Below are 15,889 nucleotides of genomic sequence, written 5' to 3' on the forward strand. Positions count from 1 at the left end.
CATGGACGGCTCTCGCGACGACACGCTGACCACCGAGCAGCAGATCCGCAACTTCAACATCAACTTCGGCCCGCAGCACCCGGCGGCGCACGGCGTGCTGCGCCTTGTGCTGGAGCTCGACGGCGAGATCGTGGAACGCTGCGATCCTCACATCGGCCTGCTGCACCGCGGCACCGAGAAGCTGATGGAAAGCCGGACCTACTTGCAGAACCTGCCGTATTTCGACCGGCTGGACTACGTCGCCCCGATGAACCAGGAACACGCTTGGTGCCTGGCGATCGAGCGGCTGACCGAGACGCCGGTACCGCGCCGCGGCAGCCTGATCCGCGTGCTGTTCTGCGAGATCGGCCGTGTGCTGAACCACCTGCTGAACGTGACCACGCAGGCCATGGACGTCGGCGCGCTGACGCCGCCGCTCTGGGGCTTCGAGGAACGCGAGAAGCTGATGATCTTCTACGAGCGGGCCTGTGGCGCGCGGCTTCACGCCGCCTATTTCCGCCCCGGCGGCGTCCATCAGGACCTGACCCCGGACCTGCTGGCCGACATCCGCACCTGGGCAGAGGAGTTCCCGGCCAAGCTCGACGACATCGACGGCCTGCTGACCGAGAACCGGATCTTCAAACAGCGCAACGTCGATATCGGCGTCGTGTCGCGGCAGGAGATCATGGATTGGGGCATGTCGGGCGTCATGGTGCGCGGCTCGGGCCTCGCCTGGGACCTGCGCCGCTCGCAGCCTTACGAGCTATATGACGAGTTCGACTTCAAGATCCCGGTCGGCAAGAACGGCGACTGCTACGACCGTTATCTCTGCCGCATGGAAGAGATGCGCGAGTCGACCAAGATCATCCTGCAGGCGCTCGACAAGCTGGCCGAGACCGAGGGCCAGCCGGTCATGACCCGCGGCAAGATCAGCCCGCCGACCCGAGGCGACATGAAGACCTCGATGGAAGCGCTGATCCATCACTTCAAGCTTTATACCGAGGGCTTCCACGTCCCTGCGGGCGAGGTCTATGCCGCGGTCGAGGCCCCCAAGGGCGAGTTCGGCGTCTACCTGGTCGCCGACGGCACCAACAAGCCCTACAAGGCCAAGCTGCGCGCGCCGGGCTTCCTGCACCTGGCCGCCATGGACCACATGCTGCGCGGTCACCAGCTGGCCGACGTTTCGGCCGTGCTGGGCTCGCTCGACATCGTGTTCGGCGAGGTCGACAGGTGAGATTGGGCTTGATGGCAAATATCGTTGTGACTTGTGCCATCTCTTCGGTTGGGATCGCCTCCGAACCGGCGAGAGATACTGGCCGTAATTGCCTTTCTTTTGAGGAAGCCGACCTCAAGAGATACTTCTCGGATCCCGGCGTCATGGTAATGCTCTCCGACGGCTGCACCCGCATTCGTGCGAAAGACAACGAGCTTGACGCCGGTGAACCTGCCGAATGCGTGGTCATTGAAAGGATCGGCATTCCCGAGAGTGAAATCAAACGCGATGCAGATGGAAGCTCTTCCTTTGAATTGGGAAGCGCCATTGGTCCCCAGATCAATCGGTCCAACACCTGCGTCGTAAGGATCATGCGCCGGCCTAATCAGGCAGGCGGCAAATTTCGGAAAGTGGAATAATGCTCCGCCGTCTTCATCCCGAACAGCCCGACAGCTTCGCCTTCACCCCGGCGAACCTGGAGTGGGCCCAGAAACAGATCTCCAAGTACCCCGAGGGTCGTCAGGCCAGCGCGATCATCCCGCTGCTGTGGCGCGCGCAGGAGCAGGAGGGCTGGCTGACCCGCCCGGCGATCGAAGCCGTCGCCGAGATGCTAGACATGGCCTATATCCGGGCCCTCGAGGTCGCCAGCTTCTACTTCATGTTCCAGCTGCAACCCGTTGGGTCCGTTGCGCATATCCAGGTCTGCGGCACCACCTCGTGCATGATCTGCGGCGCCGAGGACCTGATGGAAGTCTGCAAGCAGAAGATCGCCGCCAAGCCGCACGAGCTGTCCGCCGACGGCAAGTTCAGCTGGGAAGAGGTCGAGTGCCTGGGGGCCTGCGCGAATGCGCCGATGGCCCAGATCGGCAAGGATTACTACGAAGACCTGACGACCGAGAGCTTCGGCAAGATCCTCGACGATCTCGCCGACGGCAAAGTGCCGACGCCCGGTCCGCAGAACGGCCGATTCACCTCGGAGCCGCTGGGCGAGCTGACTTCGCTGACCGAGCTCACCGGCGACCATGACGCCAACGCTTCCGTCGCTCGCGCGATCGAGTGGGGGGACACGATCAAGCGGATCACCGGCGACGAGCAGCCGACCGGCCACGTGCCGCCCGCCCGCACCAACCCGGACAACAAGCCGACCGACGATGCAGGCGACAGCGCGCCCGATGCGCAGCCTGCCTCGGATGCGCAGAACATCGGCCGCCCCGAGGTGGACAAGACCGAGGAAGGCCGCCCCGTGGGGATCGAGGCCGCCCGCGACGGCCAGCCGGATGATCTGAAGAAGATCAGCGGCGTCGGTCCGAAACTGGAAAAGCTGCTGCACAGTCTGGGCTTCTTCCATTTCGACCAGATCGCCGCATGGACCGAAGCGGAGATCGAGTGGGTCGACCAGAACCTCGAAGGCTTCAAGGGCCGGGTCACTCGTGATAACTGGGTTGAACAAGCGCGGGACCTGGCCAAAGGCGACGACGGCTGACGCCCGACGCCGGGTCTGCGCCATCTGGGCGCGCCAATGGGGAGACGTCCAGCATGAACGAAGGTAAGAACAAACCCGACCTCGTCGACAACGACGAGACGCTTTGGATCGGCGCGGCAGTAGCTGCGGTGATCTTTGCGCTCGCTCTCGTTATCGAGGTGAACCCGGGCGTGGCGATCCTTCTGGGTCTGATCCTGTTCGGCGTGCTGGCCTTCATCCTTCACATCAAGCTGGGCTTCGGGTTGCCGAACCTCGGCACGCGCTACACGCCTTCCGGCAGTCCAGAGACCGAAGTGCCCCGTCCGCCCGTGCCGCGTCCGCCGCATGGAACCGAGCCGGAGCCGACCGTACCGGAACCGTCGCTGCCCAAGGCAGAGCCGCCCGTCGCACAACCGCCCGCTGCGGAAACGCCGAAGCCCGTTCCTGCTGCGGCCGCGCCCGCGGCGGCAGCCGCTCCGATCCCGGCGGCCGAGAACCGGCCGCTGGTTCAACCCAGCACGCCTCTGCCAGGCGAAGCCGATCTGGCCGGGCGCAAGGGCCAATGGCGCTATGAGCCGGATGCTGCCCCCGCCGCTGGCGCGTCGGAAGCGGACCGGCCGCAGGGCCTGATGGCGCCTCGGGGCGACGCCCCCGACGATCTCAAGCGCATCAAGGGCATCGGTCCGGCGCTGGAGGAGATGCTCCACGGGCTGGGCTACTACCACTTCGACCAGATCGCGGCCTGGACCTTGGCCGAGGTTGCCTGGGTCGACGACAACCTCGAGGGCTTCAAGGGCCGTGTCAGCCGCGACGAATGGGTTGCGCAGGCGCGGGAACTCGCCTCGGGAGACTGACGCGCCGCGGGGACCGCCCCGCGGAGGACCGAAAAGACGACGAACGAGACCACACCGAAACGAAGAGCCAGCATCGACATGCCAGCCCCCTCCGAGAAACCCGACGCCGCGCAGGTCCGGCTCGCCACGATCGTGATCGTGGCGGCTTTCCTGCTGTGGATGGCCGGGTCCGCACTCGGCGGGGCACTGGGGCTGCCGGTCAGGTTCGCGTTTCTTCTGGATCTGATGTGCATCGCGGCTCTGGTCTGGGCGCTCGCGGTGCTCTACAGGGTCTGGCGGCGGCGCCAGGACAACGGAGTTTGAGGCATGCTCGAAGACAAGGATCGCATCTTCACCAATATCTACGGGATGCATGACCGGTCGCTGAAAGGCGCGCGCGCGCGCGGCCACTGGGACGGCACCGACAAGATCATCCAGGAAGGGCGCGACACCATCATCGAGAAGATGAAGGCCAGCGGCCTGCGCGGCCGCGGCGGTGCGGGTTTCCCGACGGGTCTCAAGTGGTCCTTCATGCCCAAGGAAAGCGACGGCCGCCCCGCCTACCTGGTGGTGAACGCCGACGAATCGGAGCCCGGCACCTGCAAGGACCGGGAGATCATGCGCCACGATCCGCACACGCTGATCGAAGGCTGCCTGATCGCCAGCTTCGCCATGGGCGCGCATGCCTGCTACATCTACATCCGCGGCGAGTATATCCGCGAGCGCGAGGCCCTGCAGGCCGCCATCGACGAATGCTATGACGCGGGTCTTTTGGGCGCGAACGCCGCTGGCTCGGGCTGGGACTTCGACCTCTACCTGCACCACGGGGCAGGGGCCTACATCTGCGGCGAGGAAACCGCGCTGCTCGAAAGCCTCGAGGGCCGCAAGGGTATGCCGCGCCTGAAGCCGCCGTTCCCGGCGGGCGTCGGCCTCTACGGCTGTCCGACAACGGTGAACAACGTTGAATCGATCGCCGTCGTGCCTACCATCCTGCGCCGCGGCGCCGACTGGTTCTCGAGCTTCGGCCGTCCGAACAACGCCGGCACCAAGCTCTTCGCGATCTCGGGCCACGTGAACCGCCCCTGCGTCGTCGAAGAGGTGATGTCGATCACCTTCGAGGAACTGATCGACCGGCACTGTGGCGGCATCCGGGGCGGCTGGGACAATCTCAAGGCGGTTATCCCCGGTGGTTCTTCGGTGCCCTGCCTGCCCGCCGAGACGATGAAAGAGGCGATCATGGACTTCGACTGGCTGCGTGAGCAGCGCTCGGGTCTGGGCACCGCGGCCGTCATCGTGATGGATCAGTCCACCGACATCATCAAGGCGATCTGGCGTCTGTCGAAGTTCTACAAGCACGAGAGCTGCGGCCAGTGCACGCCGTGCCGTGAAGGCACCGGCTGGATGATGCGCGTCATGGAGCGCCTGGTGAAGGGCGAGGCCGAGGTCGAAGAGATCGAGATGCTGCTCGACGTCACCAAACAGGTCGAGGGCCACACGATCTGTGCGCTCGGCGACGCCGCCGCTTGGCCGATCCAGGGCCTGATCCGTCATTTCCGGGGCGAGATCGAGGACCGGATCAAGGCGCAGAAAACCGGCCGCCTCAGCGCGGTCGCGGCAGAGTAAGGCGAAGCAGGCAGAGGTCAGGGGGCAGAGGTGAGCGCAGGGAACGGACATCTGGCACAGCTGAACGTCGGCCGCCTGTTGGCGCCCACCGACGATCCGCGCGTCGCCGAGTTCATGGGCGCGCTCGACCGGATCAACGGTCTGGGCAAGCGCATGCCCGGCTTCGTCTGGATGATGGAAGGCTCGGGCGAGCCCGGCACCGGCAACACCGAGAACAGCATCGGTGACGATCCGCAGTTCGTCGCCAACCTGACCGTCTGGGAGACCCCCGAGGCGCTGGGAAACTTCGTCTGGAACACTGTGCACCGCCAGTTCTACGAGCGCCGCGCCGAATGGTTCGAGATGCTGAGCGACATGCACTTCGTGATGTGGTGGATCCACCCCGGTCACCGTCCGACGCTGGACGAGGCAATGGCGCGGCTCGACTACCTGCGGGCCAACGGCGACAGCGATCACGCCTTTGGCTGGAACCACCTCGAGGAGACCGCCCGATGGCAGCAGAACCGTTGCGCACAGGTGGCCGCAGAATGACCCGCGCACCACGAATCATCCTCGCCGCCGGGCTTGCCGCGCTCACTGCGGCCGCAACGGTGTCGGCGCAGGCTGCATCGGGATTGCCTTCGGGCTACCCGCGCCAGGTGTTCGACTGGGCGGTTCAGGCCGACCTGGCCTCGCGCGTCTCCCGCAACTGCCGGGGCATCACCATGCACTCGGAACTGGCGGACGCCCGGCTCGGCGTCGCCTTGTCCGAGGCGTTCCCGAACGGTACCGACCTGCTGCGCTGGTCGAAGCGCCCCAACCGCGCCGCCGAGGAGGCCCGCGTCCGCGCGCTGGTCTCGGAGCAGGTCGTGGCTCTTGGCGCCGCCGCCGGCTATGACGTGAACGACCGCGACCAGCTTTGTGCGCTGGGCCGCGCCCAGATGGCCGCCGGCACTCCGGCGGGCGAACTGCTTTTCACGGGAGGCCGTCGATGACGTCGCCTTCCTACGCCGCAGCGAATAAGCACCTTCCGGGCCTTGCGGTTCGGGCGCTCTTTCGCGATGTTGCGGCGCAAGACGCGCCGGCGGATTCCGCCCCCGCAGGCCGCGCACACGATCCGAGGACCACATGAGCGATACGCGCACCATCATCATCGACGGCAAGGAAGTCGAGGTCGATCCGCGGTTGACCCTGCTGCAGGCATGCGAGCAGGCGGGGGTCGAGGTTCCGCGCTTCTGCTACCACGAGCGCCTGTCGATCGCGGGCAACTGCCGCATGTGCCTGGTCGAGGTCGTGGGCGGCCCGCCCAAGCCTGCCGCCAGCTGCGCCATGCAGGTCAAGGATCTGCGCCCCGGACCCGAGGGTGCGCCCCCCGAGGTCCGCACCACCTCGCCCATGGTCAAGAAGGCCCGCGAGGGGGTGATGGAGTTCCTGCTCATTAACCACCCGCTCGACTGCCCGATCTGCGACCAGGGCGGCGAGTGCGATCTGCAAGACCAGGCAATGGCTTACGGCGTGGATTTCTCCCGCTACCGCGAGCCCAAGCGCTCGGCCGTGGACATGGATCTGGGCCCGCTGGTCGCGACAAAGATGACCCGCTGCATCAGCTGCACCCGCTGCGTGCGCTTCATCACCGAGGTCGCCGGCATCCCCGAACTGGGCCAGACCGGCCGCGGCGAGGACAGCGAGATCACCTCGTACCTGGGCGCGATGCTGACCTCCGAGATGCAGGGCAACGTCATCGATCTCTGCCCGGTCGGCGCGCTGACCTCGAAACCCTACGCCTTCACCGCCCGCCCGTGGGAGCTGAAGAAGACCGAAAGCGTCGACGTCATGGATGCACTGGGCAGCGCGATCCGGGTCGACGTAAAGGGCCGTGAGGTCATGCGGATCGTGCCGCGCAACCACGACGGCACCAACGAGGAATGGCTCGCCGACCGCTCGCGCTTCATCTGGGACGGCCTGCGCCGCCAGCGCCTGGACCGGCCCTATGTCCGCAAGGACGGCAAGCTGGTGCAGGCCAGCTGGGGCGAGGCCTTTGCCGCGATCAGCGATGCGGTCGACGGCAAGACGGTCGCCGCCGTGGCCGGTGACCTGGTTCCGGTCGAGGCGATGTACGCGCTCAAGGCCCTGATCGGCGGCGCCGGTGGCAAGGTCGAATGCCGCACCGACGGCGCGAAGCTGCCCGAGGGCAACCGGGCCGCCTATGCCGGCACCGCCCGGATCGAAGATATCGACGACGCGCAACGCATCCTGCTGATCGGCGCGAACCCCCGCAACGAGGCTCCGGTGCTGAATGCACGCATCCGGAAGGCCTGGCTGAAGGGCGCCGAGGTCGGCATGGTCGGCGAGGCCGTGGACCTGACCTACGACTACGACCACATCGGCACCGACCGCGCGGCGCTGCAAAAGGTCATCGACATGGGCGGCAACGACGAGATCCGGGAAACCCCCAGCATCGTCATCGTGGGGCAGGGCGCGCTTAGCGGCGAGGACGGCGCCGCCGTTCTGGCCGCCGCGCAAAAGATCTGCGCCGACACCGACAGCGGGTTGCTGATCCTGCACACCGCCGCCAGCCGCGTTGGCGGCATGGACATCGGCTTCACCACCGAGGGCGGCATGGACGCCGCGCTGGACGGCGCCGACGTGATCTACAACATGGGCGTCGACGAGGTCGACATGCCCGCCGGTGCCTTCGTCATCTACCAGGGCAGCCATGGTGATCGCGGCGCGCACCGCGCCGACGTGATCCTGCCGGGCGCCGCCTGGACCGAAGAGCCGGGCATCTTCGTCAACACCGAAGGCCGCCCGCAGATGGCCTTCCGCGCAGGCTTCCCGCCGGGCGCGGCCAAGGAAAACTGGGCGATCCTCCGGGCACTGTCGGCCGAACTGGGCGCTACGTTGCCGTTCAACTCGCTCGACGAGCTGCGCGCGCAGATGTTCGAGGCACACCCGGTGCTGGCGGACATCGACGAGGTGGCCGAGAAGACCGGCGACCAGCTGGCGCTAGGCGATCTGGGGCAGGGCGACTTCCCCGCCGCCCTAGGCGAGCACTACCAGACCAACCCGATCGCCCGCGCCTCGACGGTGATGGCGGAGCTTTCTCGACTGGCTGCCGAACGCTCGCAGCCGCTGGCGGCGGAGTAAGACATGGCGGAATTCCTCGCGACCCCCTTCGGCACCTTCGTCCTGATCCTGGCGCAGTGTCTTCTGGTCACGGTCAGCATCCTCGTGGCGCTCGCCTTCCTGATGTATGCCGACCGCAAGGTCTGGGCGGCGGTGCAGATGCGCAAGGGCCCGAACGTGGTCGGCCCCTGGGGCCTGCTGCAGAGCTTTGCGGATTTCCTGAAGTACATCGTCAAGGAAGTCGTCGTGCCCGCGGGCGCCGACAAACCGGTGTTCTTCCTGGCCCCGATGATCGCCTTCGTCCTTGCGGTTATCTCGTGGGCGGTGATCCCGTTCAACGACGGCTGGGTCGTCGCGAACCTCAATATCGGCATCCTCTACATCTTCGCCGTATCCTCGCTCGAGGTCTACGGCGTGATCATGGGCGGTTGGGCGTCGAACTCGAAATACCCGTTCCTGGGTTCGCTCCGCTCCGCCGCGCAGATGATCTCGTATGAGGTGTCGATCGGCTTCATCATCGTGGGCGTTCTGATCTCGACCGCCTCGCTGAACCTGACCGACATCGTGACCGCGCAGTCCGGCGACTGGGGATTCCTGTCCTGGTACTGGCTGCCGCATCTGCCGATGGTGGCGCTGTTCTTCGTCTCGGCGCTGGCCGAAACCAACCGTCCGCCCTTCGACCTGCCCGAGGCCGAGGCCGAGTTGGTCGCCGGCTATCAGGTGGAATACTCCTCGACGCCGTTCCTGCTGTTCATGATCGGCGAACTGATGGCTGTCGTGCTGATGTGTGCGCTCATCACCATCCTGTTCTTCGGGGGCTGGCTGTCGCCGATCCCGGGTGTCTCGGAATGGTGGATCCTGGGCGACGGGCTGCACTGGATGGTCATCAAGATGGGGTTCTTCTTCTTCCTGTTTGCCATGGTGAAGGCCATCGTGCCGCGCTACCGCTACGACCAGCTGATGCGCCTGGGCTGGAAAGTGTTCCTCCCGATGTCGCTCGGCTGGGTGGTAATCGTCGCCGGCCTCGCCATGATCGACGGCGAAGAGGGCAACCTCGGCGGCCTCTGGGCCCGCTGGACCCCGATCGAGGCGGTGGCCGAGTGATCCACCGGGGCGCGGCATATCTTCTGGCCATGCTGGCGGCGACACCTGTCGCGGCCCCAGCCGTGGCGGCTCAGGACTTCGGCGTGATCGAAGCCTGCGCCACCGCGCCGCTCGGGTCGGAGGACTGCAATGCCGACGCCCTGGCCGGCGAGCTGGGCCTGCTTGGCGCTGGCGACGTCCGGATGTTCCGCCCCCACGGGATGGAGAGCTTCGCGATCCTGACCGCACTGCGCTACGGCGCTTCGGCGCTCTACTTCGCCTCGGAGGGCGAGGGTTGCACCGCCGAGGAAGAGCGCGCCGCCGCGGTCGAGATTTGGTCACTCTGGGTCGATCTTCCCGCGAACGTGCCGCAGGCCGTCGCGGACCGTTTCGCCGTCTACGACGGCGTGATGAACAATATCATTCAAATGGAGGTCGGGTGCTGAGATGACCGCGATCGACTGGACACGCGCCACGCGCTACTTCCTGCTGGCCGACTTCTTCGGTGGCTTCAAGCTGGGTCTGAAGTACTTCTTCGCGCCAAAGGCCACGCTGAACTACCCGCACGAAAAGGGCCCGCTGAGCCCCCGCTTCCGGGGCGAGCACGCGCTGCGCCGCTACCCGAACGGCGAAGAGCGCTGTATCGCCTGCAAACTCTGCGAGGCGATCTGCCCGGCGCAGGCCATCACGATCGATGCCGAACCGCGCGAAGACGGCAGCCGTCGCACGACGCGCTACGACATCGACATGACGAAGTGCATCTACTGCGGTTTCTGCCAGGAAGCCTGCCCGGTCGATGCCATCGTCGAAGGGCCGAACTTCGAATTCTCGACCGAGACCCGCGAGGAATTGTTCTACGACAAGGAGAAACTGCTGGCCAACGGCGAGCGGTGGGAGGCGGAGATCGCCCGGAACCTTGAGATGGACGCGCCTTACCGGTAACGAGCGGGCCAGAAGACCAGCGCCGGACGAACACCCGGCGCCAACAGAACGAGGGACAGATCCATGGGCTTTGCCGCCTTCGCCTTCTATCTATTCGCGATCACCGCCGTCGTCTCCGGCGGGCTCGTGGTGCTGTCGCGCAACCCGGTACACTCGGTGCTGTGGCTGATCCTGGCCTTCATCTCGTCGGCGGGGCTGTTCATCCTTCTGGGGGCCGAGTTCGTCGCGCTGCTTCTGGTCATCGTCTACGTGGGCGCTGTCGCGGTGCTGTTCCTGTTCGTGGTGATGATGCTCGACGTGGACTTCGCGGAACTTCGCGGGGAACTGTCGCGCTACGCGCCGATCGGCTTCCTGTTGGGGCTTGTGATCCTGCTGCAGCTGGGCTTTGCATTCGGCGCCTGGGAAGTGACCGAGCAGGCGACCGCGCAGCGCGCCGCCGTCACTCCGGCCCCCGAGCAGATCCAGAACACCGTCGCGTTGGGTCAGTTGATCTACACCAAGTACGTCTTCCTGTTTCAGGCTGCGGGACTGGTCCTGTTTGTCGCCATGGTCGGCGCGATCGTCCTGACCCTGCGCCACCGCGAGAACGTCAAGCGGCAGGACATCCTGGCGCAGATCTACCGCGATCCGGCGGCTTCGGTCGAACTGAAAGACGTCAAACCGGGGCAGGGCATCTGATGAAGCGCGGCGTCCTCATCGCAGTTGCTGCCGCCATCGCGACGGGCGTACTCGTGGCCGACCCGGCCGCGAGCCAGGCGCCCGCGCAGGCGACGGCGCAACTGCCGGTGAAGACCTACAAGAAGATCACGACCTTCCGCGGCTCGAACCAGGTCGTCGCCAGCGGCGGCGGCGCGGTCTACACGCTCTATTCCGCCCAGAAGGAAGGCGGCCGGCCCTGGGCCGGCGCGGTCTTCGTCAAGCGGCAGGGCGGCAAGGCGACCTATCTCAGCCGCGCCTATGACTGCGCCACGGCCACCTACCGCTGGCTGGGCGAGTATTCCCGCCCCGACCAGATCAGCCTGTCGGTGACGTCCCTGAACCAGACCCGGCGCCGCGCGCTCCAGCCCGGCACCATCGAATACCAGCTTGCCTATTACGCCTGCGCGCTCTGAGGAGAGAAGATGACACACACCACCAGAGCCATTCCCCAGTTGACGGAGACCCGAGCATGATCGGCCTGTCCCACTACCTGACCGTCGCCGCGATCCTGTTCGTCACCGGCATCTTCGGGATCTTCCTGAACCGGAAGAACGTGATCGTCATCCTGATGTCGCTGGAACTGATGCTGCTGGCGGTGAACATCAACTTCGTGGCGTTCTCCTCGTTCCTGGGCGACCTGGGCGGGCAGGTGTTCGCCCTGTTCGTGCTGACCGTCGCCGCCGCCGAGGCCGCGATCGGCCTGGCGATCCTGGTCTGCTTCTTCCGCAACCGCGGCACCATCGCGGTCGAAGACGTCAACGTGATGAAGGGCTAAGCATATGCTGCGACGGCTCCTCTTTCTGGCAACAGTCGCCCCCGCTTCTGCGCTGGCACTGACGCCGCAGCCGGATTGCCTCTGGGATTCCACCAGCCAGCAGTTCACTGAAGATGTCGATGCGCTCCCGGCGTGGGTGAACCTGCGTCAGAGTTCTTTTGCGGAGACCACGGTATACGACGACGCGCAGCATACTTGGACGCTGCTGCATCATTGTTCGACCGGACATTACCTGCTGTTTGGTGTGGGTCCGCAAGATGAACGCCGGGTACACGATCGATATGCCGCCCTGCTCGACATGTCCGCAAAGGTCACGCTGCGCGAGATTGGTCAGGATCTCGCCGATCTCGGGGCGGGTGTCCGGATCGGCAAGGGCGATGTTGGACGGTGCGATTGCAACCACCTTGAAGCCACCGGCGCGCTGAACTGAAAGGTAGACGATGTCCACTATCATCCTCTTCGCACCGCTGATCGGCGCTCTTGTTTGCGGCTTCGGCCACAAGTTCATCGGCGAGAAGGCGGCGACCATGACCGCCACCGGCCTGCTGTTTCTGTCCGCGCTGCTGTCCTGGATCACGTTCCTCGGCTTCAGCGCCGAGGACGGGAACACGGTCGATCTGTTCCGCTGGGTCGAAAGCGGTACGCTCTCGGCCTACTGGTCGATCCGCCTCGACACGCTGACCGCGATCATGCTGGTCGTGATCACCACGGTCTCGGCGCTCGTGCACCTCTACTCGATGGGCTACATGGCCCATGACGAGAACTGGAAAGAGGGCGAAAGCTACAAGCCGCGCTTCTTCGCCTACCTCTCGTTCTTCACCTTCACCATGCTGATGCTGGTGACAGCCGACAACCTGCTGCAAATGTTCTTCGGCTGGGAAGGCGTCGGCGTCGCCTCCTACCTGCTGATCGGCTTCTATTACCGCAAGCCCTCGGCCAACAATGCGGCGATGAAGGCGTTCATCGTCAACCGGGTCGGCGATTTCGGCTTCCTGCTGGGGATCTTCACGCTCTACTACCTGGTCGACTCGATCCAGTTCGACACGATCTTCGACGCCGCGCCTGATCTGGCCGCGACCTCGATCCACTTCCTGTGGATGGACGTGAACGCGGCCGAGCTTGCCGCGATCCTGCTGTTCATCGGCGCGATGGGCAAATCGGCGCAGCTGTTCCTGCACACCTGGCTGCCGGACGCGATGGAAGGCCCGACCCCGGTGTCGGCCCTGATCCACGCCGCGACCATGGTGACGGCGGGCGTGTTCCTGGTCTGCCGCATGTCGCCGCTGTTCGAATATGCGCCGACCGCGCTGACCGTCGTGACGGTCGTGGGTGCGACCACCGCCTTCTTCGCGGCGACCGTGGGCCTGGTGCAGAACGACATCAAGCGCGTGATCGCCTATTCGACCTGTTCGCAGCTCGGCTACATGTTCGCCGCCGCCGGCGTCGGCTTCTACCAGGCGGCCATGTTCCACCTGTTCACGCACGCCGCCTTCAAGGCGCTGCTGTTCCTCGGCGCCGGCTCGGTCATCACCGCGATGCACCACGAGCAGGACATGCGGAACTACGGCGGGCTGAAGGACAAGGTGCCGCTGACCTTCTGGACCATGATGATCGGCACGCTGGCGATCACCGGCGTCGGCATCCCGTTCAGCTACGACATGTTCGGCGTGCCCATCGGCCTTGCAGGTTTCGTGTCGAAGGACGCGATCATCGAGGGCGTCTATGCCGGCCACTCCAGCTATGCTTTCGGGATGCTGGTCATCGCCGCGCTGTTCACCAGCTTCTATTCCTGGCGCCTGGTGTTCATGACCTTCTACGGCAAGCCGCGCGGCGACATGCACGCCCACGACCATGCGCACGAAAGCCCGCGGGTCATGACCGTTCCGCTGGTCGTGCTGGCCACCGGTGCGGTGCTGCTTGGGATGGTCTACTACAAGCCCTTCGTCGGCGGCGGATCCGAGAAGTACTTCGGCGACGCGGTCTACAACTACGCGGCCCACGGTGAAGGCCATGGCGAGGCGCACGGCGAAGAGCATGCCGAGGCCGCCGACCACGGCGCAACCGACGAGGCGCACGCCGAGGACGCCGCTGCCGAGGACAGCCACGGCGAGGAAACCGCCGTCGCTCAGGCCGAGGCGGAAGGCGAAGCGCATGGCGACGACAGCCATGGCGAAGCTACAGAAGCAGCCGCTGACCTGTCGCATCTCGAAGGACGGGAGTGGATCCTCCACGCCTATCACGACGTGCCGTCCTGGGTGAAACTCTCGCCCTTCATCGCCATGCTTCTGGGCCTCGGCACCGCGTACCTGTTCTATATCGCGCGCCCCGAGCTTCCGGGCCGGCTGGCGGCATCGAACCCGGGCCTCTACCAGTTCCTTCTGAACAAGTGGTACTTCGACGAGGTCTACGACTTCCTGTTCGTCCGTCCCGCGCGCGGCCTCGGCCGCCTGCTGTGGAAGAAGGGCGACGGGGCCACGATCGACGGCAGCATCAACGGGCTGGCCATGGGCATCATCCCCTTCTTCACGCGCCTCGCGGGGCGGGTGCAGTCGGGCTACGTGTTCCACTACGCCTTCGCGATGTTCATAGGGCTTGCGGCCCTGCTGACCTGGATCCTGCTGAGGGCGTTTAGCTGATGGACAACCTGCTTTCCCTGGTCACCTTCCTGCCGCTGATCGGTGCGGTGGTGCTGATGCTGTTCCTGCGCGGCGAGGATGCCGCCGCGCAACTGAACGCGAAGCGGCTGGCGCTGTTCACCACGCTCGCGACCTTCCTGCTGTCGCTGGCGATCATCACCGGCTTTGACCCGCAAGATCCCGGCTTCCAGTTCGTGGAAGAATCGAAATGGATCGCCGGCCTCACCTACAAGATGGGCGTCGACGGGATCTCGGTCCTGTTCGTCATGCTGACGACCTTCCTGATGCCGATCGTGATCGGCTCGTGCTGGTCGGTCGAGCATCGGGTCAAGGAATACATGATCGCATTCCTGGCGCTCGAGACGCTGATGATCGGCGTGTTCTGCGCGCTGGACCTGATCCTGTTCTACTTCTTCTTCGAGGCCGGTCTGATCCCGATGTTCCTGATCATCGGCATCTGGGGCGGCAAGGAGCGGATCTACGCTGCGTTCAAGTTCTTCCTCTACACGCTGCTCGGCTCGCTGCTGATGCTGGTCGCGATGCTGGCCATGTACGTGGACGCGGGCACGACCGACATCGTCAAGCTGCTGAACCACGAATTCAGCTCGGACGTGCTGGACATCTGGGGCTTCCACATCGTCGGCGGGCTGCAGACGCTGCTCTGGATCGCCTTCTTCGCCAGTTTCGCGGTGAAGATGCCGATGTGGCCGGTGCACACCTGGCTGCCGGATGCGCACGTGCAGGCGCCGACCGCCGGGTCGGTGGTGCTGGCGGCGATCCTGCTGAAGATGGGCGGCTACGGCTTCCTGCGCTTCAGCCTGCCGATGTTCCCGGTCGCCTCGGATCTGATGGCCGATTTCGTCTTCACCCTTTCTGTGATCGCGATCGTCTACACCTCGCTGGTCGCCATGATGCAGGAGGACATGAAGAAGCTGATCGCCTATTCCTCGGTCGCCCACATGGGCTTCGTGACCATGGGGATCTTCGCAGCGAACCAGCAGGGCATCGACGGCGCGATCTTCCAGATGATCAGCCACGGCTTCATCTCGGGCGCGCTGTTCCTCGTGGTCGGCGTGATCTACGACCGGATGCACACCCGCGAGATCGACGCCTACGGTGGCCTCGTGATCCGAATGCCGGCCTTCGCGCTGATCTTCATGCTGTTCACCATGGGCAATGTCGGCCTGCCGGGGACCTCGGGCTTCGTCGGGGAATTCCTGACCATGGCCGGCGTCTACCAGGCCAACACCTGGGTCGCCTTCATCGCCGCCACCGGCGTGATCCTGTCGGCGGCCTACGCGCTGTGGCTCTACCGCCGCGTGGTGTTCGGCGATCTGATCAAGGAGAGCCTGCGCTCGATCCAGGACATGACCGGGCGCGAGAAACTGCTCTTCGCTCCGCTGGTCGCCATGACCCTGCTGCTGGGTGTGTACCCGGCGCTGGCGCTCGACATCATCGGGCCGACGGTCGGCGCGCTCCTGGACCAGTACGATATGGCGCTGAACGCCGCTGAAACCCAGCTGGCCGAGAACTGAGGGA

Annotated in this window: 18 protein-coding genes; all 18 read left to right on the forward strand. The window is 65.4% G+C overall.

The window, feature by feature from the left end; translation table 11 throughout:
• Window position 1: 1 nt before the first annotated feature.
• The 18 genes from ACW9UR_RS21575 (at window position 2) to ACW9UR_RS21660 (ending at window position 15,885) form a co-directional block, all read left to right on the forward strand.
• Window positions 2-1,213: an NADH-quinone oxidoreductase subunit D gene (locus ACW9UR_RS21575; RefSeq protein WP_458919136.1), complete on the forward strand. Its 1,212-nt coding sequence runs from the start codon at window positions 2-4 to the stop codon at window positions 1,211-1,213.
• 11 nt (window positions 1,214-1,224) lie between these two features.
• Window positions 1,225-1,611 carry a hypothetical protein gene (locus tag ACW9UR_RS21580; RefSeq protein WP_458919137.1) on the forward strand — a complete coding sequence of 129 codons (387 nt, stop codon included), beginning with the start codon at window positions 1,225-1,227 and terminating at the stop codon, window positions 1,609-1,611.
• On the forward strand, window positions 1,611-2,675 hold the full coding sequence (gene nuoE, locus ACW9UR_RS21585; RefSeq protein ID WP_458919138.1) for an NADH-quinone oxidoreductase subunit NuoE: 1,065 nt from the start codon (window positions 1,611-1,613) through the stop codon (window positions 2,673-2,675). The genes ACW9UR_RS21580 and nuoE overlap by 1 nt, the downstream gene beginning before the upstream one ends.
• Window positions 2,676-2,728: 53 nt before the next feature.
• Window positions 2,729-3,508 carry an endonuclease gene (locus ACW9UR_RS21590; RefSeq protein WP_458919139.1) on the forward strand — a complete coding sequence of 260 codons (780 nt, stop codon included), beginning with the start codon at window positions 2,729-2,731 and terminating at the stop codon, window positions 3,506-3,508.
• Between the two features lie 78 nt (window positions 3,509-3,586).
• Window positions 3,587-3,811 carry a DUF5337 domain-containing protein gene (locus tag ACW9UR_RS21595; protein ID WP_458919140.1) on the forward strand — a complete coding sequence of 75 codons (225 nt, stop codon included), beginning with the start codon at window positions 3,587-3,589 and terminating at the stop codon, window positions 3,809-3,811.
• A gap of 3 nt (window positions 3,812-3,814) precedes the next feature.
• On the forward strand, window positions 3,815-5,110 hold the full coding sequence (nuoF, locus tag ACW9UR_RS21600; protein WP_458919141.1) for an NADH-quinone oxidoreductase subunit NuoF: 1,296 nt from the start codon (window positions 3,815-3,817) through the stop codon (window positions 5,108-5,110).
• A 30-nt stretch (window positions 5,111-5,140) separates the two neighbouring features.
• Window positions 5,141-5,641 (forward strand): DUF3291 domain-containing protein, encoded by a 501-nt coding sequence (locus ACW9UR_RS21605; protein ID WP_458919142.1) that lies wholly within the window; start codon window positions 5,141-5,143, stop codon window positions 5,639-5,641.
• Window positions 5,638-6,084: a DUF5333 family protein gene (locus ACW9UR_RS21610; RefSeq protein WP_458919143.1), complete on the forward strand. Its 447-nt coding sequence runs from the start codon at window positions 5,638-5,640 to the stop codon at window positions 6,082-6,084. Before ACW9UR_RS21605 ends, ACW9UR_RS21610 begins: the two co-directional genes overlap by 4 nt.
• 133 nt (window positions 6,085-6,217) lie before the next feature.
• Window positions 6,218-8,236 (forward strand): NADH-quinone oxidoreductase subunit NuoG, encoded by a 2,019-nt coding sequence (gene nuoG / locus ACW9UR_RS21615; RefSeq protein ID WP_458919144.1) that lies wholly within the window; start codon window positions 6,218-6,220, stop codon window positions 8,234-8,236.
• Between the two features lie 3 nt (window positions 8,237-8,239).
• Entirely contained in the window at window positions 8,240-9,319 is a 1,080-nt protein-coding gene (nuoH, locus tag ACW9UR_RS21620; protein WP_458919145.1) for an NADH-quinone oxidoreductase subunit NuoH, read from the forward strand.
• Window positions 9,316-9,744, forward strand: coding sequence for a hypothetical protein (locus ACW9UR_RS21625; RefSeq protein WP_458919146.1), 429 nt, complete (start codon window positions 9,316-9,318; stop codon window positions 9,742-9,744). The genes nuoH and ACW9UR_RS21625 overlap by 4 nt, the downstream gene beginning before the upstream one ends.
• Window position 9,745: 1 nt before the next feature.
• Complete coding sequence (gene nuoI / locus ACW9UR_RS21630; RefSeq protein ID WP_458919147.1) at window positions 9,746-10,240, forward strand: NADH-quinone oxidoreductase subunit NuoI; 495 nt, start codon at window positions 9,746-9,748, stop codon at window positions 10,238-10,240.
• A gap of 63 nt (window positions 10,241-10,303) precedes the next feature.
• Window positions 10,304-10,918 (forward strand): NADH-quinone oxidoreductase subunit J, encoded by a 615-nt coding sequence (locus ACW9UR_RS21635; RefSeq protein WP_458919148.1) that lies wholly within the window; start codon window positions 10,304-10,306, stop codon window positions 10,916-10,918.
• A complete protein-coding gene (locus ACW9UR_RS21640; RefSeq protein ID WP_458919149.1) occupies window positions 10,918-11,352 on the forward strand; it encodes a hypothetical protein in 435 nt (144 codons plus the stop codon). The genes ACW9UR_RS21635 and ACW9UR_RS21640 overlap by 1 nt, the downstream gene beginning before the upstream one ends.
• A 56-nt stretch (window positions 11,353-11,408) precedes the next feature.
• Window positions 11,409-11,714, forward strand: a complete 306-nt coding sequence (nuoK, locus tag ACW9UR_RS21645) for an NADH-quinone oxidoreductase subunit NuoK (protein WP_458919150.1) — start codon at window positions 11,409-11,411, stop codon at window positions 11,712-11,714.
• Window positions 11,715-11,718: 4 nt separating this feature from the next.
• A complete protein-coding gene (locus ACW9UR_RS21650) occupies window positions 11,719-12,144 on the forward strand; it encodes a C1 domain-containing protein (protein ID WP_458919151.1) in 426 nt (141 codons plus the stop codon).
• A gap of 10 nt (window positions 12,145-12,154) precedes the next feature.
• Window positions 12,155-14,350, forward strand: coding sequence for an NADH-quinone oxidoreductase subunit L (gene nuoL, locus ACW9UR_RS21655; RefSeq protein WP_458919152.1), 2,196 nt, complete (start codon window positions 12,155-12,157; stop codon window positions 14,348-14,350).
• Window positions 14,350-15,885: an NADH-quinone oxidoreductase subunit M gene (locus tag ACW9UR_RS21660; RefSeq protein WP_458919153.1), complete on the forward strand. Its 1,536-nt coding sequence runs from the start codon at window positions 14,350-14,352 to the stop codon at window positions 15,883-15,885. Before nuoL ends, ACW9UR_RS21660 begins: the two co-directional genes overlap by 1 nt.
• Window positions 15,886-15,889: the final 4 nt, after the last annotated feature.

It is taken from the genome of Halovulum sp. GXIMD14794 (genome assembly GCF_054457455.1).